This window comes from Lysinibacillus sp. FSL K6-0232 (assembly GCF_038008325.1).
In the GTDB taxonomy this organism is placed as follows: Bacteria; Bacillota; Bacilli; order Bacillales_A; family Planococcaceae; genus Lysinibacillus.
In genome coordinates this window covers 550,244-575,150 of record NZ_JBBOYW010000001.1, presented here as the reverse complement: position 1 = coordinate 575,150, position 24,907 = coordinate 550,244, and the positions used below count along the sequence as shown (strand labels likewise).

At 38.0% G+C, this 24,907-nt stretch carries 17 protein-coding genes and 1 pseudogene; 4 read left to right on the top strand and 14 right to left on the bottom strand.

Annotated elements, in window-relative coordinates; translation table 11 throughout:
• Positions 1-166 precede the first annotated feature (166 nt).
• The 11 genes from MHB42_RS02695 to nikA all read right to left on the bottom strand — a co-directional run bounded on the left by MHB42_RS02695 (position 167) and on the right by nikA (position 12,559).
• Positions 167-1,834 (bottom strand): acyl-CoA dehydrogenase family protein, encoded by a 1,668-nt coding sequence (locus MHB42_RS02695; protein WP_340804240.1) that lies wholly within the window; start codon positions 1,832-1,834, stop codon positions 167-169.
• A gap of 1 nt (position 1,835) precedes the next feature.
• Positions 1,836-3,335, bottom strand: a complete 1,500-nt coding sequence (locus tag MHB42_RS02690) for a class I adenylate-forming enzyme family protein (RefSeq protein ID WP_340808513.1) — start codon at positions 3,333-3,335, stop codon at positions 1,836-1,838.
• Complete coding sequence (locus MHB42_RS02685; protein ID WP_340804239.1) at positions 3,328-3,717, bottom strand: MerR family transcriptional regulator; 390 nt, start codon at positions 3,715-3,717, stop codon at positions 3,328-3,330. Before MHB42_RS02685 ends, MHB42_RS02690 begins: the two co-directional genes overlap by 8 nt.
• 236 nt (positions 3,718-3,953) lie before the next feature.
• Positions 3,954-5,621: an arginine--tRNA ligase gene (argS, locus tag MHB42_RS02680; protein ID WP_340808512.1), complete on the bottom strand. Its 1,668-nt coding sequence runs from the start codon at positions 5,619-5,621 to the stop codon at positions 3,954-3,956.
• 2 nt (positions 5,622-5,623) lie between these two features.
• Complete coding sequence (locus MHB42_RS02675; RefSeq protein WP_340804238.1) at positions 5,624-6,052, bottom strand: DUF1934 domain-containing protein; 429 nt, start codon at positions 6,050-6,052, stop codon at positions 5,624-5,626.
• A 109-nt stretch (positions 6,053-6,161) separates the two neighbouring features.
• Complete coding sequence (locus MHB42_RS02670) at positions 6,162-7,475, bottom strand: MATE family efflux transporter (protein ID WP_340804236.1); 1,314 nt, start codon at positions 7,473-7,475, stop codon at positions 6,162-6,164.
• Positions 7,472-8,281: an ABC transporter ATP-binding protein gene (locus MHB42_RS02665; protein ID WP_340804235.1), complete on the bottom strand. Its 810-nt coding sequence runs from the start codon at positions 8,279-8,281 to the stop codon at positions 7,472-7,474. The genes MHB42_RS02670 and MHB42_RS02665 overlap by 4 nt, the downstream gene beginning before the upstream one ends.
• Positions 8,282-9,088 (bottom strand): ABC transporter ATP-binding protein, encoded by an 807-nt coding sequence (locus tag MHB42_RS02660; protein WP_340804234.1) that lies wholly within the window; start codon positions 9,086-9,088, stop codon positions 8,282-8,284.
• Entirely contained in the window at positions 9,088-9,915 is an 828-nt protein-coding gene (gene opp1C / locus MHB42_RS02655) for a nickel/cobalt ABC transporter permease (protein WP_340804233.1), read from the bottom strand. Before opp1C ends, MHB42_RS02660 begins: the two co-directional genes overlap by 1 nt.
• Before the next feature lies 1 nt (position 9,916).
• Positions 9,917-10,852, bottom strand: coding sequence for a nickel/cobalt ABC transporter permease (gene opp1B, locus MHB42_RS02650; protein ID WP_340804232.1), 936 nt, complete (start codon positions 10,850-10,852; stop codon positions 9,917-9,919).
• Between the two features lie 105 nt (positions 10,853-10,957).
• On the bottom strand, positions 10,958-12,559 hold the full coding sequence (nikA, locus tag MHB42_RS02645) for a nickel ABC transporter substrate-binding protein (RefSeq protein ID WP_340804231.1): 1,602 nt from the start codon (positions 12,557-12,559) through the stop codon (positions 10,958-10,960).
• A gap of 517 nt (positions 12,560-13,076) precedes the next feature.
• Here nikA and MHB42_RS02640 point away from each other — a divergent pair.
• A pseudogene (locus tag MHB42_RS02640) lies at positions 13,077-14,145 on the top strand (IS3 family transposase).
• 87 nt (positions 14,146-14,232) lie between these two features.
• Here MHB42_RS02640 and speB read toward each other — a convergent pair.
• Positions 14,233-15,105, bottom strand: coding sequence for an agmatinase (gene speB / locus MHB42_RS02635; RefSeq protein ID WP_340804230.1), 873 nt, complete (start codon positions 15,103-15,105; stop codon positions 14,233-14,235).
• Between the two features lie 302 nt (positions 15,106-15,407).
• Between speB and MHB42_RS02630 the strand changes: the two genes are divergently transcribed.
• Entirely contained in the window at positions 15,408-17,480 is a 2,073-nt protein-coding gene (locus tag MHB42_RS02630) for a transglycosylase domain-containing protein (protein WP_340804229.1), read from the top strand.
• A gap of 340 nt (positions 17,481-17,820) precedes the next feature.
• Here the strand turns inward: MHB42_RS02630 and MHB42_RS02625 are convergent, their stop codons facing one another.
• Complete coding sequence (locus MHB42_RS02625; RefSeq protein ID WP_340804228.1) at positions 17,821-18,339, bottom strand: YwhD family protein; 519 nt, start codon at positions 18,337-18,339, stop codon at positions 17,821-17,823.
• A gap of 144 nt (positions 18,340-18,483) precedes the next feature.
• On the opposite strand from MHB42_RS02625, the gene MHB42_RS02620 reads away from it, so the two are divergent.
• Both MHB42_RS02620 and MHB42_RS02615 read left to right on the top strand, forming a co-directional pair.
• Positions 18,484-18,669, top strand: a complete 186-nt coding sequence (locus MHB42_RS02620) for a 2-hydroxymuconate tautomerase (RefSeq protein ID WP_340804227.1) — start codon at positions 18,484-18,486, stop codon at positions 18,667-18,669.
• A gap of 71 nt (positions 18,670-18,740) precedes the next feature.
• Complete coding sequence (locus MHB42_RS02615; RefSeq protein ID WP_340804226.1) at positions 18,741-19,418, top strand: class A sortase; 678 nt, start codon at positions 18,741-18,743, stop codon at positions 19,416-19,418.
• 35 nt (positions 19,419-19,453) lie between these two features.
• Here MHB42_RS02615 and MHB42_RS02610 read toward each other — a convergent pair whose 3' ends face one another.
• Positions 19,454-24,736, bottom strand: coding sequence for a collagen binding domain-containing protein (locus MHB42_RS02610; protein WP_340804225.1), 5,283 nt, complete (start codon positions 24,734-24,736; stop codon positions 19,454-19,456).
• Positions 24,737-24,907 lie beyond the last annotated feature (171 nt).

Genomic DNA, 24,907 nt, shown 5'->3' with positions numbered 1-24,907 from the left:
CATGACAGAGCAGCCACTATTCAATCGATTTTATTATACACGAAAAGAAAAAAAGTCGCCTCCATCTCAAGGCAACTGACTTTAATTGAGTTAAAAAATGATAAAGGCATCGAGAAGTTCAAGCTCGATGCCTTTTGTCTATGGTTCGAAGGGTGACTGCATATTATTATACAATTTCGGAAAAATATCGTACGGTCTTCATCTCTGCACCCATTTGTCGTAACGACCATGTCTGCTCTAAATATATATCTGCTAGTTTTTCATATTTACCACCAAATTTTTGTGCCCATTCCACAGCTACGACACTTTCATAAAGATGCGCCATTTTTTTTGCCATTTCTTTTGCTTCAAATGTTTTAGTCACGTCATCTAAAGCACTAAACCGTTGTAATGTTTCAGTTAGTATCGCTAATTGCTCTTTGACAATTTTCACTAATGAGCTATCTGCTAGCGGTGCTAATCGTTCTCCCATCTTCTGCACAAATAATTGATGTGCATGAAATTTATCTACTAAACGAATTAGCTCCAAGGCAAGAATATTTGCAGTCCCCTCCCATACTGTTAGCACCTGTGCATCTCTTAGTAAACGAGGTGTCACAAAATCCTCAATATAGCCATTTCCACCGTGCAATTCAAGCGCCTCACTTGCATAGTGAACAGCTTGTTCTGCTGTTTCCTTTTTCATAATGGCAATATATAAGCGATTCATAATAATATCCTGCTCTGTTCCTTGCCCACTCGTTACTTTGTCATATAGTTGTATAAGATCAAAAACAGTTGCTACTTCAACATGTAGCTTAGCTGCAAAGTTACCTAATGTATCCTGAATCATCGGATAATGTGTCAATGGCTTACCGAAGGCATAGCGATTTGTTACATAGTGCTTTGCCTCTAAATAGCCACGACGCATAATGCCAAGCGATGCAACCGCATTACAAATTCTCGATAAATTGAGTGCCTCCAGCATATAATAAATTCCCTTATGTTGCTCACCCACCACATAAGCAAGTGCCCCATCAAACTCCACCTCACCTGACGGAACAGCCCGAACACCTAATTTATCCTTTAAGCGTCGAATCCGAAGATTATTGACGCTTCCATCCTCCTGTCGCCACGGCACTGCAAATAATGTTAAGCCTTTAGAGCCTGCCTGTGCCCCCTCTATACGTGCTAGCACCATGGCAACTCCACACATACCCGCATTGGAGGCAAAATATTTTTCGCCATAAAGACGATAGGCATCTCCATCTTTTCTTGCCTCCACAATATTTGCGCCAACATCTGAGCCTCCCTGACGCTCTGTTAAAAATGTTGCACCTTCATAAAGCTCTGTGTCACCTGTTGCACAAACATGCGGTAAGAAGCGCTGCTTTACCTCCTTATCTGCATAATGGTCTAAAAGATAGGCTGTAGCCATTGTCAATGTAACAGGACAATAAAAGCCAGGCTCTGCGTGCGACAGTAAGTAGCCCTGCGCAAAGCTATAAACGTAATTCCCCTTGCGACCTAATTGCGGGATAGCTTTATGCACATAGCCAACAATACCTGTATTATATGTTTCCTCAATCGTTTTTTTATAGCCATCATTAACCCAAATTTCAGATATCTCTTCACCATAGGCATTATATCTTTGAAGCTTCGGCTCACCTTGTCGATCTGTATGCCTTGCCCGTACATCAATATCATTCGCACATAACTCTCCAAAATCTGTAAGCTCACGCTGTGCATATGTTAAAAGCTCTTGGTCTAGCATCATCTCTAATACTTTGTGCAGTGTATCATCCTCTGTAAAAAAATTTGTTGTACGTCTGGCTTCCTGCTGTAATACTTTCATGCTAGTTCACCTCTTGCCCCTTTAAGGATTGTTTTAAAATTTTGCCCGATGCATTACGTGGCAGCGCTTCTACTTTTTCAAAAATACGTGGAACTTTATATTTGGCAAGATGCTTCTCTAAATAGGCTTTTAAAGCCTTCTCATCAATATCATGCTTTGCAGCATAAACAGCCTTTACTGTTTCTCCCCACTGTGGATGTGGCACACCAATAACAGCCACCTCAAAAATGCCCTCATAGCTTAGCAGACAATCCTCAATTTCCTTTGGATAAATATTGACACCACCTGAAATAATGACATCCTTTTTACGATCAACAATCCAAATAAAGCCATCCTCATCCATACGTGCTAAATCTCCTGTTTTTAGCCACCCATTTATAAAGGCTGCATTTGTCGCCATTTCATCCTTATAATAGCCAAGCATATTGCCCTCACCAAACAGGGCAATTTCACCTATTTCACCAACACCTACATCCTCCCCATTGTCATTCATGATTCGTAGCTCTGTGCCAAGTGGTGCTCGTCGTCCAATACTTCCTGCCTTTGCAGCATGTTCTTCACCAAACAATAATGAGCCGCTTGGACCTGCCTCTGTTAGACCATAGACGCATGTTAACTGCTCTGTTCGGAAAGCCTGCTGAATAAAACGAATTTCATTTTGAGATAATGGCGCACCACCATATACCCACCATTTCATCGACGCTAGATCAGCCGTTTGTAAACGTGGCATTTGTGCTGTTAACAAATAGGCAACTGGCGCACCAAAGAAGTGAGTTGTTCTTTCCTGCTCAATGGAGTCAATCAATAGGTCTGGTGTAAATGTTGGTGTTAATACATTTGTTGAGCCTACAAGTACCCCTGCCATTAAAAATAAATGCAGTGGCGCTGAATGCGTTAATGGCATCATCAGCAAAATACGGCTTTCAGGCTTTACTTCCATTTCTACAGCAATCATTTGTGCCACCGTTAAAATATTGCGGTAGCTAAATAACACACCCTTTGGTTTCCCCGTTGTACCTGATGTATATAAAATAGTCGAGGCATCATCCTCACAAAGCTGGCAATCAATTGTTACTGCGCTAGCATTTTGAAGCATTGCTTCATATTGAAGCCAGCCTACCTGCTCCTGCCCTGTTTTAATTTTTATTGGCATAGTTATCTGCTCAACTGCCGCAAAAATAGCTTCATGGGCAACAATTGCCTTCGCTTCAGCATGCTGTGCAACATATTCAACCTCTTGCAAGGTAAATTTCGCATTAACTGGAACAACGATAGCGCCAATACGCTGAATCGCAAAATAGCTAACTACAAACTCTACAACATTTGGCATAAAGATAATAACCTTATCGCCCTGCTTTACTCCCTGCTCTAGTAAAGCATGGCTAAAACGGGTCACTTGCTCATCTAAATCGCGATATGTCACTCTTCTGCCATGACAAATAACAGCTTCATGTTGCGGATACTTACGGGCATTACGTGCTAATAAATTGGAACTATTCATCATGCATTTCCCCCTTTAAAGTCGCTAATTTTTCACTAAACATCCTATGCAATTGCTGCAATTCACCCTTCATTTGCATTAGCTCAGCTATTTTGCTATTAATCTCTTGGATTTTTTGCTCACCATATTCAACAGTTCGCTCTAGCTGCTGCATGCCTGAGCGATCAAAATCAAATAGTAAAACCATTTCTTTAATTTCCTCCAAGGAAAATCCATAGCGCTTTCCCCTAAAAATAAGCTTGAGCTTTGCCAATTCTTTTTTTGAAAAGGTTCGTTGATTTGTTGATGAACGTTGAGGACAAAGCAGCCCAAGCTCCTCATAATAACGAATTGTTCGTGCTGACACATTAAACTCCTTCGCTACCTCCTGAATCGTCTTCAATCCCATCTCCCCCTTCCTTGTTGGCAACAGTATACCATTGACGTTAACGTAAACTTCAACAACATTTTTGATATTTATAGAAAAATCCATACACGAAGTAGCTACTTTAAAAGGCAGCTATCCGTCACCTTGGCGGTTCTATCCATCACTTTTGCGAGTCTATCCGTCACTTTTATACTTCTATCCATATAAAAAGCCCCTAGCATACCTAAAATGCTAGGGGCTAAAAGCTGCTATTACATTTTTTCAGGTGCAGATACACCGATTAGGCGTAGTGCATTGGCAATTGTTGTACGTACAGCTGTAATTAATGCTAAACGAGCCTCTGTCAGCTCTTTATTTGTAGCATCTAATACCTTCTCTGCGTTATAGAAGCTATGGAAGGCTGCTGCTGTTTCTTGAATATAGTTGGCGATACGGTGTGGCGTGCGGTGTTTTGCCGCTTCTGCTACCACTCGTGGGAAGTCGCCTATTTTTTTCAATAAATCAATTTCCTTCTCTGCTGTTAATAGATCAAGATGTGCTGTTGAAGCAGCAAATCCTTGCTCATTTGCAGAACGTAAAATAGAAGAAATACGCGCATGTGCATATTGTGCATAATACACTGGATTTTCATTGGATTGTGATACGGCAAGATCAAGATCAAAATCCATATGAGAATCGCCTGCTGTTTTTACAAAGAAATAACGCACTGCATCTAAGCCAACCTCTTCCACAAGCTCACGCATTGTGACAGCATTTCCTGTACGTTTTGACATTTTGAATTTTTCACCGTTTTTATAAAGCTGAACCATTTGAATAACTTCCACTTCTAACGTATCACGATCATAGCCAAGCGCTTGGATTGCCGCTTTCATACGTGGAATATAGCCATGGTGGTCAGCTCCCCAAATATTAATTAGCTTATCGAAACCACGCACAATTTTGTCCTCATGATAAGCAATATCTGGCATTAAATAGGTGAATGAGCCATCATTTTTAATTAACACACGGTCTTTATCATCACCAAATGTTGTGGAACGGAACCATGTTGCACCATCTTCTTCAAATACATGGCCATTAGCCTTTAATTTATCTAATGCTGCTTCAATTTTACCGTTTTCATAGAGAGATGTTTCTGAATACCAAACATCAAAATTTACACGGAAGTTTGCAAGGTCTGTTTTTAGCTTGTCCAATTCTAGCGCTAATCCATGCTGGCGGAAAAATGCAAAACGTTCTTCCTCTGGTTTCGATAAAATTGCCTCACCATGCTCTTGCGCTAGCTTGCCAGCAATTTCAATAATATCAGCACCATGGTAGCCATCTTCTGGCATGTCCGCATCTAACCCTAAAGCCTGCTTATAACGAGCCTCCAGTGAATATGCTAAATTATTAATTTGATTCCCCGCATCATTAATATAATACTCACGAGAAACCTCATAACCAGCCATATCTAATACATTACATAATGAATCCCCAACAGATGCCCCGCGTGCATGTCCTAAGTGAAGGTCCCCTGTTGGATTAGCAGATACAAACTCCACTTGAATTTTTTCACCTGCACCAGCGTTTGAACGCCCATAATCAGCGCCTTGCTCAAGGACTTGTGACACCACTTCTGTTAAAAAACCTTTACGCACAGTGATATTCATAAAACCAGGACCAGCAATATCAATTTTTTCAATATCTGTGCCTGCTGTTTCCAAGTTTTCTAAAATAGCCTCTGCAATCACACGAGGTGGCTTTTTCGCTAGTTTCGTTAATTGCATAGCAATATTTGTTGCATAATCACCATTCGCTTTATCCTTTGGTGTTTCAAGGTGAATCGTTAATTCTGTACCTGCTTCAACTAAGCCCGTCTTTTCAACAGCTTGAGCGATCGCTGCTTTAATAGCCTGCTGTACTTGTTCTACTGCGTTCATCATTATACCTCCGTAAATGTAATGTCTAATGTATAGTTGCCAACGGATTGCCCACCCATTAATAAATCGTACTGTACATGGAAATCTCCGCTTATTACCTGTTTTGTAAATGCCATTTTCTTTGTATCAATAACAAGTGGCATTGAACCAAACTCGCTTTCATAATGACCTGTTTGCTGTTCAATGATATTCAGTGGTAGTCGCATATTCACTGCACCAGCACGCATAATAAGCGCCCGTTCATGACCTAGCTTCATTGTTGTGCGGATCGTTTTATCCTCCTGCACCTCTTCGTATTTCAAATACATGCTTCCTGCTTTTTCAAGTAGCTGCCCTGTCAGCCACATTTCATAACTTTCAGACTCTCCATCAACTGGCTGAATCGTTGAAATGAGCTTAATTTTCACCTGCGATCTTACCTCGTTCGCCATACTGGACGCTCCCTTTTTAGTCTTTTACGATAACCTTTTTATTATAGGATGAATACGACTGTTTTTTCAAGGTTGAAGTCAAGCAGCTAGAAGCGAATAAGACATACATTTATGGATGATCCGCACGGAATAGATGATTAATTTTATACTGGTACATCGCTAAAAATACACTTCTGCCTAAATTGAAAACAATAAAAGCTAGCCATAGCCCATGATTAGACCATAAAGGAATACAAATCACGAGAACGATAAAATAGGATACTAATGACCAAATATGCGAATCTCTTATCGGTTTAATTAACGTTGCGCCTGAAAAAATGCCGCCCAACATTAACGCCCAAAAGCCGCAAATTGGGAAAAGAGTCAGCCATATATAATAATCCAATGTTAGTTGATATACTTCCTGAATATTAGTGAATTTAGCTAGCATCCATGGACCTAATACATAAAATGTAGCAGACATTAATAGCGCAAAAACAAAGGACCACCAAAATGAAAGGTGAAGAGTTTTTTTATAGAGCATTTCATTTTTTGCGCCAACTGCATTGCCCATAAATATACTGGAGGCATTGGCAAGACCATCAAAAAAATAGGCAAAGACAAAATGGAGCTGAAATAAAATCGTATTTGCCGCTAATACTTCAACACTCATGGATGACCCTATAGCTGTAAAGATTGTATGTGCTGTAAGCAGACAAATCGTACGAATAAAAAAGTCTCTATTCATTGCCCACATCACTTTTAGCATCTTTATATCAAATAGTTCTTTTCGCACTTTATGCCAGTCAGCTAGGAATTGTTGCGACCTTACTAGAAAAATTCCTAAAATAGGAGCGGAAATTTCAGCAATTACAGTCGCAAGGGCAACGCCTTTTACCTCCCAGCCTAACACCATCACAAAAACGATACATAAAATAATATTTAAGACATTCATATATAATTGAAGGAATAGCGTTATTTTTACTTTGCTTGCGCCAATTAGCCAGCCAACAATTACATACATTGCTAATGCAAAAGGTGCACCCCAAATACGAATAGAAAAGTATTGCTTGGCAAACATCCAGACGCTTTGCTCTGGCTTCATAATAAAGTAGGCAGCAGACAAAATAATTTGCTGTGCAAGTACAAAGACAACCCCAATTACAATTGCGACAAGAAGTGGCCTAAAAAACGCCAGCTTGGATTCATATGCATTATTACGTCCAAATGCTTGCGCAACAAGCCCTGTCGTACTTACACGCAAAAAACCAAATAACCAATAGAGTGTATTAAAAATCATCACGCTGATGGCAATTCCACCAATGAACGAAGCATTCGATAAATGTCCTATAACCATCGTATCGACCATTCCTAACAAAGGCGTCGTAATTGTTGATAAAATTAATGGAATCGCAACCAGTATATATTTCTTCGATGTAATCATCCTATAACTTCCTTATTCGCGTTAAATTGCTCGATATGTAATACTGCATTTAATAAGCCCTGTGCATAGGGGTGGCTTACATTGGTTAATTGGTCTAATGATTGAACCTGCTCTACGATGCGTCCATCTTTTAAAAAGCAGACACGATCACAAATATATGTAAGGGTCATAAGGTCATGTGTAATGAAAATATATGATAATTGCTCCTCTTCCTTTAATTTAATGAGTAAATCTAAAATTTTTAATTGGATGGATACGTCTAAGGAGGATATCGCTTCATCTAATACAACAAGCTTCGGTTTAGTAGCAATGGCTCTTGCAATACAGACTCTTTGTAGCTGACCACCGCTTAATTCGTGTGGATAACGCTCCAAGAAGCTATCATCTAATTCCACCTTATAAAGCAGCTCTGTAATTCTAGAACTTTTTTCTTTCTCTGCTACATTTTTTAATAAAAATAAAGGCTCTGCGATAATTTCCTTTACAGTAAAGTTCGGATTTACTGAGGATGTATAATCCTGAAAAACAATACTAATTTCTCTCTTTAAAGCTTTTCTTTGGGCGCTTGATACCTCCCAAAAATTATGACCATCCATTAATATGTTTCCTTCATTGGGCTTCTCTATCCCTAAAATCATTCTGCTTAGCGTGCTTTTCCCACTGCCGCTTTCGCCGATAATTCCTAAGCATTCACCTTGATTTAAATAGAGAGAAACACCATTGATAATATGATGGTATTTTTTTCGAAAAATCGTTTTTTCCTTGATTACATACTTTTTCTGAACGTTTTCCACCTTAACTAACAATCAAATTCCTCCTAACACAGATTCATATTTTTTTAGCATAGCTAGCTTTGTATTAAGCAAATATCGTGTATAGTCATCCTTTGGGTTTGCAAATATTTGTTCGACGGAGCCATGCTCTACTTGTTGCCCATGATTCATCACAAGTACATCCTGTGCTAAATTCGCAACAACAGCTAAATCATGGGATATAATAATCATTGAGCTATCCAATTCTTGCTGTAACTGTTGCAGTTCGTACATAACTTCTTTTTGTGTCACTGCATCTAAAGCTGTTGTTGGCTCATCAGCAATAATTAACGATGGATTTAAGACCAATGCATTGGCAATCATAATACGCTGTAGCATACCACCACTTAATTCATGTGGATATTTTTTTAGAATGACCTCAGGCTGCTTTAAGAGCATTTTAGAAAGCGCCGCACATGCCATCTCAAGTGCTTCCCCTTTGCTCACCTGTAAATGCGCTCGTATCATTTCCTGCATTTGATTGCCGATTGTAAAAATTGGATTAAAGGCGGTCATCGGATTTTGCAAAATCATTGAAATATCATTGCCACGGAGTGCTCTTATTTCAGATGGGCTAGCCTCTAATAAGTTTTTATTGTCCCACCATATTTGCCCATCAGTTGTAAAGTTTTGAGGAAGCAGTCCCATAATCGCCTTACACGTTATACTTTTGCCACTTCCGCTTTCTCCAACAATCCCTAAGCATTGGTGCTGATGCAAATCAAAATGTACATTTTGCACTAAGTATTGCTCTTTTAGCTTGATCGTTAATGCGTCTACTTGTAATAGTGGGTTCATCATCAAGCCTCCTTTTTATCTAGCACATCACGCATGCTATCGCCTAAATAATTAAATGCAGCTACCACTAATAATAGTGCTATGCCCGGTACAATCATTTGCTCTGGATGTGTCATCATCACTGTTCTTGCCTCACTAAGCATTGCTCCCCATTCGGCTGTTGGTGCCTGTACACCTAAACCTAAAAATGATAGTGCCGAAATACTAATAATAACCCAGCCAGTATCTAATGATGCTAGCACAAGAATTTGAGAGAGCGACACAGGTAAAACATGCTTTCTTAAAATAAATAGCTTCGGCATACCAATTGTTTGTGAATATAAAATATAATTTTGATTACTAGATTTATAGACAATTCCTCGAATCATTCTTGTATACCATGCCCATTTTACCAATACACTAGCTAAAATAATATTAAACATTCCTGGGCCTAATAAACCGACAATTGCCAATATCATAACTTCACTAGGGAATGATAATAAAACATCACAAACCCTCATAAGGAAATTATCAATATGACCTTTCAAATAACCTGCCAGTAAGCCAAACGTAATCCCAATCGTCATTGTCACAATCATTGTTAGCATTGCTAAAAATACTGTTGTTCGAATACCATACAATAATCTTGAAAAAACACAGCGACCTAGCTGATCTGTCCCTAACCAGTATGTCTTTGATATGCCTTTATACTTCATCGCGATATTTGCTAAATTAGGATCATTTGGCGCAATCAACGGCGCAAAAATGCCTAATAGAAAAATAGCGATAAGAAGTAAAACGCTAATAAATGCTATTTTATCTTTTTGTAGCTTCCTCCATCCTGCCACCATACTAATTCAATTCCTTTCTCAATCTAGGATCAAGCGCATAATTGACAATATCCACAAGTAAATTAAAGACCACAAAGATAATAGCCATCATTAAAATATAAGCCTGAATAATCGGATAATCTCTATTAAAAATAGCTGATACACAAAGCATCCCTATGCCAGGCCATGAAAAAATCGTTTCTACTACAAACGCCCCTGCAATTAGCTTTGCCACACTCATGCCAAAAGAAGTAATCGTAGACTGTAATGAATTTAATAAAACATGCTTAAATACAATGCTTTTTTCTACTAATCCTTTTGCCCTAGCATATAAAACATATGTTTCCTTCATATTATCTAGCATGCTATTGCGAATTAAACGAACATATGTAGAAATATATGTAAGCGACAGTGTAATCGTTGGTAAAATTAAATGCTGGATTGTCCCTCTTCCGCCTGTTGGAAATAAATCTAATTGAACCGCTAAAAACGCAATTAGCAGTAGCCCAACCCAATAGTTTGGCATAGCTGTCACAATAAATATAAACACTCGTACAATTTTATCGAACCAGCTATCTTTCCAAACAGCACAAATAACGCCTAACGGTACACTTACCACAACAATGGCAAGCAATGTGGCAGCGGCTAATTGTAAGGTGGCTGGCAATGCCTGTGTTATTTCCTCTAATACGGGATGCTTACTAACAAAGGAAGTACCAAAATCGAGATGTAGACTTGCTGTTAGCCAATCAATATAACGGGTAATTAACGGTTTATCCAAGCCCAATTCTATACGAGTTAACTCTACTGCTTCTTCTGTCGCTACCGCACCATTAACCCTTAAAGCAACCTCTGCTGGATCAGAAGGCACTAATTCTACTAACACAAATGCTAAAAATGTTACAAGCAGTATAGTAGGGATTGCCAGCATAAGTCTTTTCAAAATATATTCTTTCACATCGTCACCCTCCTAGTGAAGTTTGTCTTTCCCAAGATAAAAGTGGCTGGCGCTTGTCTATTACATGTTCATAAACAAGCTTCAGCCACAAATTAATTATTCATCTTATTCAAAGCTCATTTTTTCAAATGGTATTTCAAATTGTGAAGGATTGAACGTCACATTTTTTAAGCCATCCACAAAAACAGCTCGATTTCGTTCATATGTTAATGGAATATAAACAGCTTCGTCATGTAATGTTGTTAAAATTTTTGTAAATAACTCTTGTCTTGCTTGCTCATCCGTAGAAATTAAAACATCTGCAATATTTTGATCTAATTCCGCTTTGTTTGGTAAGCCTTGCTGTGCATAGTAATCGCCATATACAGGAAGCTTCATAGCAGAAATAAATGATTGAGGGTCATAAGGCGTGCCCCAAGAAATATCAAAAATAATATCAAAATCACCAGCTTTTTGACGATCTCTATAGGACTGCTCCTCCTCTCCTGCTATTTTCAATGCAACACCTAATTTTCCAAACTCACTTTGCAAATATTCACTAATTGTTTTTTCAGAAGCTGTGTCGCTATTGTAGTACAGATTCAATGTTAGCTCTTTGCCATCTTTTTTACGCACGTTAGCAGCCTTATCCATCTTCCAGCCTGCCTCATCTAATAATTTCTCTGTTGTTTCCACATCATATTTATAAGGTTTTAGTCCAATATTTGCATAAGGAACTGTCTCTGCTAGCAGTGTGTCTGCTGGCGCTTCACTGCCATTAAAAATACCTTCAGAAATAGCCACTTTATCTACCGCATGCTGTAAAGCCTTTCTTACATTAACATCATTTAAAATTTCATTCGTTGTATTTAAAAGAATGATGCGAGACGATATAGGGTCTGACAGCAATGAATCAAATTTGCCTCCTGCTACTAATGATTCAAAGGATTCTGCATCAATTAAATTTTTACCGTAAATTAAATCAATTTCACCTTTTTGTAGCGCTAATACTCTAGCCTGATTATCTGGTATAACCTTAGCAATCACAGTTTTAATAGCAGGTGCCTCACCCCAGTAGTCCTCAAAATATGTAAATGTGGCACTTTCATCTTTTTTATGGTCTGTTAAAGCATAAGGACCTGTTCCTATGTATTCTTTGACACCATCTTTTGTCTTTCCATCAATCATTGCATTCGGTGAAATAAAACGGAATGGTCTTGTTACAGCTAGCTCCGTTAACATTGGAAAATATGGCTCAGTCATCTTAACTTTCAAGGTATATTCATCCACTGCCTCAACGCTTTCCATTAATCGGACTAATTCCAGCCAGCCATGTCTTTCAATATTATCTAAAATAGCATCGAAGTTTGCTTTTGCAGCATTTGCATTAAATTTTTCACCATCATGAAACTTCACATCATCTCGTAAGAAAAATGTATACTCCTTGCCATCCTCACTAATCTCCCAATCCTTGGCTAGCCAAGGCTCTATTCCCTTATCTGTCACTTTCACTAATGACTCATAGAGCATTCCTTGTGCAAATAGCTCACCAGCATATAAATGTGGATTCAAATCTCGAATATCTCGAAAATTAGCAAAAACTAATTGATCCTTGGAACTTTTATTAGTATTACCTTTGCTCGAGTCTTGCTTATCCTTATCCCCTGTACATCCTACTAGTAGCAATGCCATAATAAGTATAAGGGTAAACGAATATAGCTTTTTCATACAAACTCCCCCTAACCGATAATGATTATCATTCTATAATATTATAAATGGTATATCAATAATAATTTTTTGAGTGCTCCCATTTTACAAAAAATATTATTCAAATATAAATAAATAACTATATCATTAAACAATGATTCATCCATCTACTACATCCATCTAACAACCTATTTCACACATAATTAACTAATTATTTCTTCTAAAACAAGTACTTTTTGATAGACTAAATCTAAATATACCTTCTCTATATGTAATCTAAATAAAGCTATTATAGATAATTTCATTTGGTTACTAAAATTTCCACCTTGTAAGCTTATAAACGATAATGAAAATTATTATTAATTATTTAAGATAATAAAAATTATTCTCTAAAAGAGTAGTAAAATCCTAATGACTCCTACATGTTTTATTGACCAAAGAAAAAACCGCACTGACCTAATAAACTGAGACAAATAAAAACACCTTATATTGAAAAACGGGTATTAAACCCTTAAATCAACGTGGAGGTGTTTTTTCTATGGGAACAAGAGTTAGTTATCCAGTAGAGATTAAGAGAAAAGCAATTGAAATGAGATTAGCAGGAGTGTCTGTCAAACAAGTATTAGAAGAATTAAATATTCGAAATCATTCACAACTGAAAACATGGATGAAGTAGTATCGAAAGGGTGAACAGCATCATTTTGAACAGCCGGTTGGAAAACAATATACTTATGGCAAGGGACCAGAATATGAAAATGAAACGGCTAAATTAAAAGCAGAAAATCGATATTTGATGAACTAAAAGAATACATGACAATCATTGAAATCTGTGAACATTTGGGTGTAGGTAGATCATGTTATTACCGTTGGAAAAAGAATAATAACGTTGAAACACAGAAAGAAATACGAGATAAGAAAATTGGTGAACTTTGTATCCTCCATAAATTTCGATAGGGCTACCGGAAAATCATGAGTATTTATGGAGAAGCGATTAGTAAAAATACAGTGCAAAAAATAATGCAAAAATATGGTTGGCAGTGTCGAGTAAAAATGAAAAAACGTAAGCGTACTGGTCAACCAGCTTATATTGCACCAAATTTATTAAATCGTGACTTTACTGCAGAGGCACTACTCGAAAAACTAGTTACAGATATTACCTACTTGCCTTTTGGACAAACAATGATGTATCTTTCAAGTATTCTAGATATCTTTAATGGCAAGATAGTCGCACAAACAATTGGATTTCCTCAGGATACTGAGTTTGTCTTAGATACTTTAAATCAATTGCCTACATTACCAGAAGGTGTATGTTGCATAGTGATCAAGGCTCTGTATATACGTCATATGCCTATCAAAAAGCAGTAAAAGAAAAAGATATTATCATGAGTATGTCCTGTAAAGGTACGCCCGCTGATACTTCCCCAATTGAAACGTTCTACTCCTCGCTAAAGTCGGAAACGTTCTATCTCGACAAAATCTATCACACAACGAATGCGCATGTGATTCAAATCGTCGAAAACTATATAAACTATTATAACAATATCTGTATTCAAACGAAACTAAACAGCCAGTCGCCGGTAAAATACCGGCAACTAGCTGCAAGGTAAGGTGTTTTCATAATGTTTCAAAAATGATGGTCAGTACCCTACTGAATGGTGTTTTGATAATGGTTCATACTTAATTAACTTCTCCCTTTATTTTACCCAGCCTAATATCATTTCTCGTAACAATTTTGAAGCCGTATTCGCTGTCATTTCGGATGAGTCATAGATTGGTGCTACTTCTACTAGGTCAAAGCCTACAACGTTGACGCCGCTTGCTGCAATGGCATGAATTGAAGCTAGTAATTCTTTCGATGTAATACCACCACAATCTACTGTACCCGTGCCTGGTGCATGAGCTGGGTCTAGTACATCAATATCAATTGTTACATACACATTGCGTCCAGCTAATGATGGTAGTACCTCTTTTAATGGCTCTAGCACTTCGAATTTTGAAATATGCATGCCGTTTTCCTTCGCCCATTCAAATTCTTCCCTCATACCTGAGCGAATACCGAATGAATAGACATTTTTTGGTCCAATATGCTCAGCAATTTTACGAATTGGCGTTGAATGCGAAAGTGGCTCACCCTCATATTCCACACGTAAATCTGTATGTGCATCAAAATGAATAATGGCTAAATCATCATATTTAGCGGAAACAGCCTTCATAACAGGCCACGACACTAAATGCTCTCCGCCCATACCAACAGGAATTTTGCCATCTGCTAATAATTTTTCAATAAATTTTTCAATTTCATCCAATGAACGTTGTGCATTGCCAAATGGTAGCGGAATATCACCTGCATCAAAATACTTTACTTCCTCCAGCTCACGATCTAGATACGGACTGTATTCCTCAAGGCCAATTGATACCTCACGAATACGCTGTGGACCGAAACGTGACCCCGGACGATAGCTTACTGTCCAATCCATTGGCATGCCATAAATAACTGCCTGTGCATCCTCATAGGTAGGATGACTTTTTATAAAAACATTCCCTGAATATGCTTCATCAAATCTCATTGCTGTGCCTCCATTATATTTAACATCATGTTCGTTAGCTCTTCTATTATAGCTTACAGGATTGTAATGAAACCTGTATCCTTCTATCCTCGTATACATTATTGGAACATCTGGCAAAATTCGATTAAAATCAACAAAGTGTGATGTTGATGTCGAATGCTAGTATTTCAAGTAGTACAAAAAAAGTATAGATGTTTTTGTATAAAGTGCAATAGTTTTTAGCCAAAATTTCGATTAAAGATAAATGTTCAGACACATACTAACGCTAAGTTCGAAGCTGTAAGAAAACGAGGTGAAGTCGGATGAAACGAAAAAGCTATCATCGCAAACAAAAGCGTGTAAAGCGCACACGTAAAACCCTTACTTTTTTTGTTGCCTTTACATCTGCCATTGTTGTAGCCATTATCGCACTACGCATCTATGTTCAAGTGGCTGGTGCACCGCCTTTAACCGTACCGAAAGCCTCCATTTTTTTAGATGAAAATGAGAACCAAATCGGAGATCACTTTACAAACCAGCGACGTTATTGGGTGAGTCTTGATGAGATGTCCCCCTATTTAAAAGAAGCAGTCGTTGCTGTAGAGGATAAAGATTTTTATAAGCATAATGGCTTTGATTATTCACGTATTGCTGGTGCTATTTTAGTGGATATTAAGGCTGGAAGCAAAGTACAAGGAGCAAGTACAATCACCCAGCAATATGCACGAAACCTATATCTTTCCCATGAAAAATCATGGACACGTAAATTAAATGAGGCGCTCTATGCTTATAGATTAGAAGTTTTTTATGATAAGGATGAAATATTAGAGGGCTATTTAAATACTGTCTATTATGGTCATGGCATGTACGGTGTAGAGGCAGCTAGTCGCTTCTTCTTTGGAAAGTCAGCGAGTGATTTAACACTTGCCGAGGCAGCAATGCTTACAGGAATACCAAAAGGGCCAAGCATTTATTCACCGATCGCTAATTTGGAGAAGGCGACAAACCGCCAGCATGTTATTTTAAAGCTAATGGCTGACCAAGGTGCCATTACACAGGAAGAGCAAGCACGTGCAAAAAATGAACAGCTTGTCTTGAAAAATGATAGCTGGGTGGCAACAAAGTCAGTTGCTCCTTACTTCCTTGATGTGGCTTGGCAAGAGGCTAGTGAAATTTTAAAATCCAAAAACCTTGATATTAGTGAGGGTGGTTGGACAATCCAAACAACACTAAATGTAGCACATCAAAAAGCAGCGGAAGAAGCAATTGCTAAAAATATGCCTGCAAATGATTTACAAACAGCATTTGTTAGTATGGAAGCTAAAACAGGCGCTGTTACTGCTTTAGTTGGAGGCCGTGATTATGCTGTCAGCTCCTTTAACCGCGTTACACAAGCAAAACGACAGCCGGGCTCTACCATTAAGCCAATTTTATATGCAGCAGCTTTAGAAAATGGCTATACTCCGCTGACGTTTTTAGATGTTGGTGAAACAACCTTTACGTATGATAATGGTCGAGGAACGTATGCGCCTAAAAACGTTAATGGACAGTTTGCAGATCATGATATGTCTATGGCACAGGCAATTGCGATTTCTGATAATATTTATGCAGTGAAAACATTAGAGGATATTGGCTTTAAGGAATTTCATAATATGGCTAATCGCTTTAGTGTAGGCATTGGTGCAAAGGATAATTTATCCATTGCATTAGGAACAGTCGAAACAACATTATATGAAATGACAAATGCTTATAATATTTTGGCGTCACAGGGGCAGCAAACAATTCCAACAACCATTGTATCCATTCAAAACGCCCAAGGTGATACAATTTATGAAAATAAAGAGGTGACGCAAAAGCCAGAAACAGCTATTTCTAAAGAAAATGCCTTTATTTTAACAGAAATGATGACAGGTATTTTCGATCCTGTTTTCAGTGATTACTCACCTGCTACAGGCATTAGTATTCGCTCGCGTATGACACACACATACGCAGCTAAATCTGGCTCTACGAATAGTGATCAATGGCTAATCGGTTATACACCACGGCTAACTGCCGGGGTATGGAATGGCTATGATCAAGGCAAAAACCTAACAGCCAAAGAGGACTCGGCTGCAACAAAGCAAATATGGATTGACTTTATGGAAACTGTGAACAAAGGCATTAAAAATGAAGACTTTAAAAAGCCTAAAGGTGTAAAAGGTGTTGTCATTGATATTGAAACGGGTAAACTTGCAACAGATGCCTGCCCTAAACAGCGTCTTATCTATGTAGAGGAAAAGGATGTACCAACTGAAAAATGTACAAACTTTGATATTCTTGATAGCAATACATGGGGTGAGTTTTGGAATATGCTGCCGTTTTCACTTTTTAAAGACGATGAAAAAAATAAGCAATAATAGGGAAACCTTTTTTATCGTCACACGTTCTATATGATGAAAACTCTCGACAAAGTAACAATAGACAAAAAATAAGAAAAGCTTTCTCTTCCCCGGAAACTTGTCCGTGGGAACAGAAAGCCTTTCTTTTTTATGGTACGCGAAGTATGAGCATCATGGGGCATTTGGCTTGGGTTTGGGTTGTTCAAATGCCGCATAGCGCTCATCACATTCGCAATACCAAGTGTCCTAGCTTACTAAAATGTAAGCTCTGCCTCAAGTGTACTTTGTTTCAAACCCACTTTCAACCTAATATCGAAAGCGATCGCAAAATGTCACAGATTGTTCAATCATTAGGTCACTATTCGACAAATAAGTCTTGACGTAATTGCTCTACACTGCGCTCCCATAGCTCAGGATTAAGCTCCTTTAAGAAATTAGCTAACACTTTTTTAGACGATGCATCCATATGTTCTACGATAATATGACGTTTCATGGATTTATCCATTTTATTGACATGGTCAGCTAAAATTTTATAGCCACGGCGTTTCTCACGATTCACAACCATTTCACAAGCTGTTACACCCGCATAGTATGGTCCATCCGCTTTATGGTCGATTGTGACCCATACGAGCCAATAGGGTTTACCACCCTCTGAATCAGCACGATCCGTTGTAAATTTAATGCCGCGTTCAACATCACTCCGTGCATGCATTGCTCCAATTTCAACAGAGGCTGTTCCTTCCTCTACATCAATAATTACTGGTGATACATTCTCTAATGAAAGAGAGCCAATACCAAACCCCTTATGTCCATCTGTTGGATCATTTTTAATAATGGTAAAGCCCATTTTTTGTTTTGGTTTTTCTTCATTTGTCATACTTAAATATCCTCCATTCTGCTATTATAAAGGAAAGCATCTTGCCGCTAACAAGCTATAGCGCAAATGCCTAGTTGCAAGTAAGAAGTTTATACTTTCTTATAAACTAACTATACAACATTATTCTATAAAGGAGGCAATATTATGCCATATGTAACTGTGAAAATGCTTGAAGGTCGCACAGAGGAGCAAAAACGTGCACTTGTAAAAGAAGTAACAGAAGCCGTTTCCCGTACAGCCAATGCACCTGAAGAAAATATCGTCGTTTTTATCGAGGAAATGTCTAAAAACCATTACGGCGTTGCAGGTGTTCGCTTTAGCGATAAATAATAGCAGCATGGGTAGAGCCAATAGCACTCTACCCATTTTTATAGGACAATTTGTTATTTCAATGTCAGGATGTGATAGATAGATTGAAGCACTTTAAACGAATCTTACTTATTTTAATACTGATTATTGGTGTATTACTTATTTTTATTAATCCCATCCAAAACGCAATTATTGACCATTTAAGTGGTCGATTAAATACAACCGATTATAGCGCAGCAGCTATTGAAAAAAACAATCAAGCACATGCGGATTTTGAGTTTGACGATGTACAATCACTCTCCATTGCAGAAGTGCTCCAAGCGCAGGTAAAGGCTAGCAAAATGCCTGTGATAGGCAGTATTATCGTACCAAGTGTGGAGATGCAGCTTCCTATTTTAAAGGGTGTTGGCAACGCTGTACTTGCCGCTGGAGCTGGTACAATGAAGCCTGACCAGCAGCTTGGGCAAGGAAACTATGCGCTAGCAGGTCATTATTTTGAGAATAGGGATATTTTATTTAGCCCTCTCTATGAAGCACAGGTTGGCGATATCATTTATGTAACGGATATGACAGATATTTATGAGTATAAATTAGCTACAAAAAAAGTGATTGCCGCAACAGATATTTATATTATTGATGATATTCCCGATCAAACAATACTAACATTGATTACTTGTGCAGAGAAAGGAACGAAGCGACTAGCTATACAAGCTGACTTTGTGCAAAGCTATCCTATAGAAAATGCACAGGATATCCTTCAGTCTAAATAAAAAGCGCCATCCAAATTGGAGGCGCTTTTTATAATTTATGCTTTTGTTTGACGGCGACGCATTAACAATACCGCACCAATAACAAGAAGTAAGCCAACAACTACAAGAGCTGTTTGATTAGCCTCATCTGTTTGTGGTAATTTACCTTTCGATCTTAACAGTGATTCTAAACGTTCTGCATCCGCTTTGATTTTATTAATATCAATAGCTTGAGCTACTTTAGCCTGATCTTCTTTTGATAGCTTATTATAATTATTAAGGAAATCTTGGTAAGCCTTTAATGCTTGGTTTGTTGCATTTGATGGATCAAAGGCTGGTAATTGTTGTCCTTGACTAATAACATCCTGTACCGTTACATCCCCATTACCAGAAGCTGATGGATTGTTTGGTCTTGGTGTTGGATTCGCTGGATTACTTGGATCTGGATTGTTTGGGTTCACCGATTCATTTGGATTTGGATTGTTCGGATCCACTGGCTCATTTGGTTCTGGATTGTTTGGATCCGGGTTATTCGGGTCTACCGGCTCATTTGGTTCTGGATTATTTGGATCTGGGTTATTCGGACCCGGCTCATTTGGTTTTGGATTATTTGGATCTGGGTTATTCGGACCCGGCTCATTTGGTTCTGGATTATTTGGATCTGGGTTATTCGGACCCGGTTCATTTGGTTTTGGATTATTTGGATCTGGGTTATTCGGACCCGGGTTACCCGGTTCTGGATCTGGTGTTGGATTATCTGGATTTGGCGGTGTAACTGGTCGTGGTGGCTGAATTATAGCCTCACATGTATTACCCACTGTAATTGTCCCGATAATTGTTTGACCATTCTCTTTTACAACATACTTGCCTGGTTTGATAATTGAATTGCTAATAACAATTTGTCCTTGGCTATTTGTTGTAAATTCTGTTGAACCATTCTCCTCTACATCTACCCCATCTTCACCTGTTATTGTAACTTTCACACCTGCACGTGGCTGACCATATGCATTGTTAATTGTTAATGTGAATTCTGGACATGCCGGCGCAATTTGTAACTTTGTTTGACAAGTTTGTTTATAAGATACTTCAATCTCACCTAAATAAACTTTATTATCATATACATCATACATACCTGCTGGCACATCTTCCGAAACAAATGTGATACGTCCATCCGCATCTATTGTTGTTGGAATAGTGTTGCCTAATTTATCCTTAATCACTACGCTTTGACTAGCTGGCACTAATACATCGTTATCATCTTTTAACTCTACAGTAAACTGTGGACATGCTGGCTTTTGTTGAACCTCACCTCGACAATTAATATTGCTTGAGAATTCACCAATTTCCACGCCATTTTCATCTTCAACTGTGTAAGTGCCCGGTTCTAAATCTTGTAGCTCTACTTTACCATCTACTGTTCTTTCAGTAGCGATTACTTGACCATTTTCGTCTTTAATTGTTACTTCGGTATTATCAGCTACTAACTCCCCATCAACATCTCTAATTGTTAATTCGAATGTTGGACATGTTGGTGCTTCTAGAACTATAAACTCATAACCACATTCTTCTTTATAAGTTAGCGTGACTTCACCTAAATATTGATTTCCTTCATATACTGTATATTGACCGGGTTTCACACCGTTCGTAGGGTCTTGTTTGTTGGAATCAAACACAAACTTACCAGCCGCATTTGGTGTAACCTCTGCTACTACTGTGGCTCCTTGTTTTAACGTTAACTTTTCAATATTTGTACGAATACCTTGTGCATCTTCCACAACAATTGTGAAATGATCACACTTTGGTGCTGGTTGAACCTCGGCTTCACATTGACCAGTATACGTCACTTCAATCGTGTCTAAAGTATCGCCCTCATACACAACATCATAGTGCCCTGCTTTTACCTCAGCAGGTGTCAATGTCACTTTACCATTTGTAACTGTATGCTCTGTTGATGAACCTGTTGATGTGCTTACTAATGTCACCTTGCTACCAGCAGTAATTGGGTTACCATCAATATCGTTTACCGTTAATTCAAATGCACTACATGCCAAGCCACCTTCAGGTTCATTTGTTATTTCAACAACTTGTTTACCTGCAAATATACCAGTAGTTTTTATGCTGTCACGATGTAATGTAAAGGATACATCTGGGTTGTTAAAACCAGGAATTTTCGTTTCTTTTACTACATAATTTCCTTCAGCTAATTTATACCCAAAGTCTAATTCACCATCTTCATTTGTTGTACCACTAATTAATGGTGTTGTTTGATTACTCTGAGTATATAAAGTGAATTCAACACCTTTCATTACTTCCCCTGTTTCAGCATTTGTTTTCACAATAACAAACGGTACTGCTATAGCTCTTGCATTTTGACCATAGTTAACAGTAAAGCCACTGCTTAGATCATTACCTGACCTTTGTGTACCATTATTATAAGTTACTTCTACTAAGTTATTAGTTTGATAGTCACGACCGCCTGTAAATAATGTTTCATATTCAACAAAGTAGGCTTTTTCTACATCACCAAGGGTAAGTGTAAACGTACCACTTTCGTTATCTATAGATAGGCCATACTCACTTTCATTTACTAGTGTTTTTGTTTCAGTTGGAGCAGTTGGGGTACTTGCGCTACTTGTTTTTCCAGAGAGTGCTACTTCATACACTTTAAATGTATCTGCTAAAATAATATGATCTGGCGCACCATTAGTAGGGTTTTTCGCCACTGTGTCTGTAATAACCACATTCTCTAATCTAGATTGTGCGTAGTTAAATTTAAAGTCCCATTTCACTCTTGCAGTATTTAAAATTGGATTACCAGTCTTTTCTAAAATATCATTTGTCTGTCCTACTGCAATTGTTTTTTCCCAGTTTGCATTAGGCGTACTACCACCATCACTTGTTAATTCTGCATGATTTGTAATCGTAATTAGACTACCATGTTCAAAAAGACCATCTGCATCCACTGATGTATAGCTTACTTTATGTGGTTTCGTAATATGCCCTAATTTTAGCTGAATTTCATTAGGTGCAGTAGCCGTATTAGGGATGTTTTTCGTCGTTTCTGGTTGGAATACACCTTGTGCATTCAAGCTACCTTCTTGAACTGTAATACTTTCAACACGTTGTGTATCTGGTAACTTATCTTCAAATACCGCATCTGTTAAAGAATTGTAGTTAAAGTTTAACTCAACATCCCAATAGAAAGTTTTGGTTGCATAGTCATATTCACCACTTTTTACCCCATTCGCTTTTTGCTTATCGTCTATACTTCGTTCAGCAGTATCAATTGAACTATTCGCTAGAGCACTATTAGTCATTTCGACTTCATTGTTATACTCGTTGTTATTTGCACCGAACTCTTTGATATCATAGGCTGTATCATACTCTATGCGAATAGGCTGATTTGTTGCATCCGTTAAAGTAATGGTAAAGCCAGTCTTATCATTAGGATTATTTAATGTGTAGTCAGTACCTCTTACTAATGTTACACTACCTACTCTTACTACTAGTGAATCTTCAAGTAAAGTTAGATTTTCATCTGTAAACGTATCCTCAAACACTGTGCCAGAATCTAAAGCATAGCCTGCTTGGTTTGCCTCAATACGCCATGATATTGTTTTGTTTGCATAGTCAATACTAGGTGTTGTTTTTTCTAATAATAAAGTATTTTGTCTATATTGAGCGCGATCTATTACTGGATCTGCCATATCTGGACGTTGCACTTTATTCTCTACTGTATAAGTAGCTATTGGATATACACCCGATCTCGGTTGTGTAGCATATTTAATAGTATATGGTTCTGTAACATCATTCTTAAATGTTAATATAAATCCGTCACCATCACCATTCAGAGTTACAGTATAGCCGCCAAAAGCGTTGCCATCTTGATCCTCTACTACTATACCACCAACGCCACCAACTAATTCCTGGGTATCTGTCCAAGTATCTTCTAAGACTGCATTACTTGCATCAATATCACGATTATTGAAATTGTACTCAATCGTCCAGTATGTTTTTAAATCACTTACTGTAGGACCAGTATGTGTTTTATTTAATGGTGTACCAAAATTTATTGTTGCTGTCTGAGGAGCTGTTCTCCCATTATAACTCGCTGTATTTCTCAAATTTGTACTCGAAACATTTCCTGGATCTCCAACAATTGTGCGATATTTAATCTCATAACCTGTATGTGTTGTTTCAGGTAGTGTTACTGTCATCACTTTATTATCAGGAGAAAACGTTGGAGTTACCGGTATATGAGTACCTGGGCTTCCTACTCCTGCTGGTGTAATAGCGATTGGCGCTATTGTCACTGAATCAGTAGCAAATGTATGCTTACCCGTTAATGTATCTACAAAATTTTGAGCACCTTGTGTACCTGCATCTGTATTAACAATTACTGTCCAATCAACATACTTACTATTATTTCCATCATTATCACGTACATATGTTTTATTAACTGTTGTACCAGTACCTTGTTGAGGTTGGAAATTCAGTGTAATATTTTCGTTCCCTGGCACACTAATCGTTTCTACCCACTGTGTGTTATTACGATCGAATTCTGCTGAAACTTCAAAATAAGCACCTGGTTCAAATGCTAATCCTCCACCAAGTGAAGTAATGTTTTCATTAAATGTAATGATAATATCATTACCGCTTTTTGAAATTTCACCTAATTCACCAAATTGAGTGCCTGCCGGGAAAGTAATATTTTGGAAAATACTTGGTAATGTATACGTCAATGTTGTTCCTGGACCATAGTTATGTCCTGCAGCTAATTCTAAATCAATATGAAATGTTGCAACATCTCCATTTTTCACATCAATTGCAGCATTTGGACTAGCTGCTTGACCGTTCACATTAAAGTCAACCTTTGTAATTACACTTTCCGGCATTATCGGATCATATACTATATTGAGTGGTGCTACTTCTGGTTCGTCTAGCGTTAGATCGTCTTCCTCTGGAGCTGTTACCTCACCTAGTTCATTCGTTTCGGCATCTGTGCCTTCTCCAGCATCAGTATTACCTTCACTGTCTGATATAACTGGTTCAGAATCATCTCCAACATCTTCGTCTATTGGTGGTGATGGTTCTGTTGACTCTGTTCCAGTATCAGAGCTATCTTCTACCTCTGTTTCTGTTGTTGGTTCTGTTGGTTCTGTTGGTTCAGCTTCGTTAGCTGGTTGTGTTTCTTCAGCAGTACTACTATCTGTATCCCCAGTATCTGTATTTGCTACTGGCAGTACGGGATCACCCTCTGCTGCAAGCACTGAAATCGGGGATAAAACTGTTTGAAATACAAGTAGCAATGTAATAATTGCTAAATTAAATTTCTTCATATTTCTCTCCTTTACTAAGTTTAGAGATCCCTGTTATTGTGTGAAGGACAATTATGCCCCTCTCCACTTCAAAATGTATATCACAAACATCTAGGTGAATCTCTTTGATTTTGTTAAATTGTCGTTATTGCTAAGACAAGTCAACTAGCATTTCACAATAGGTGATAAGGA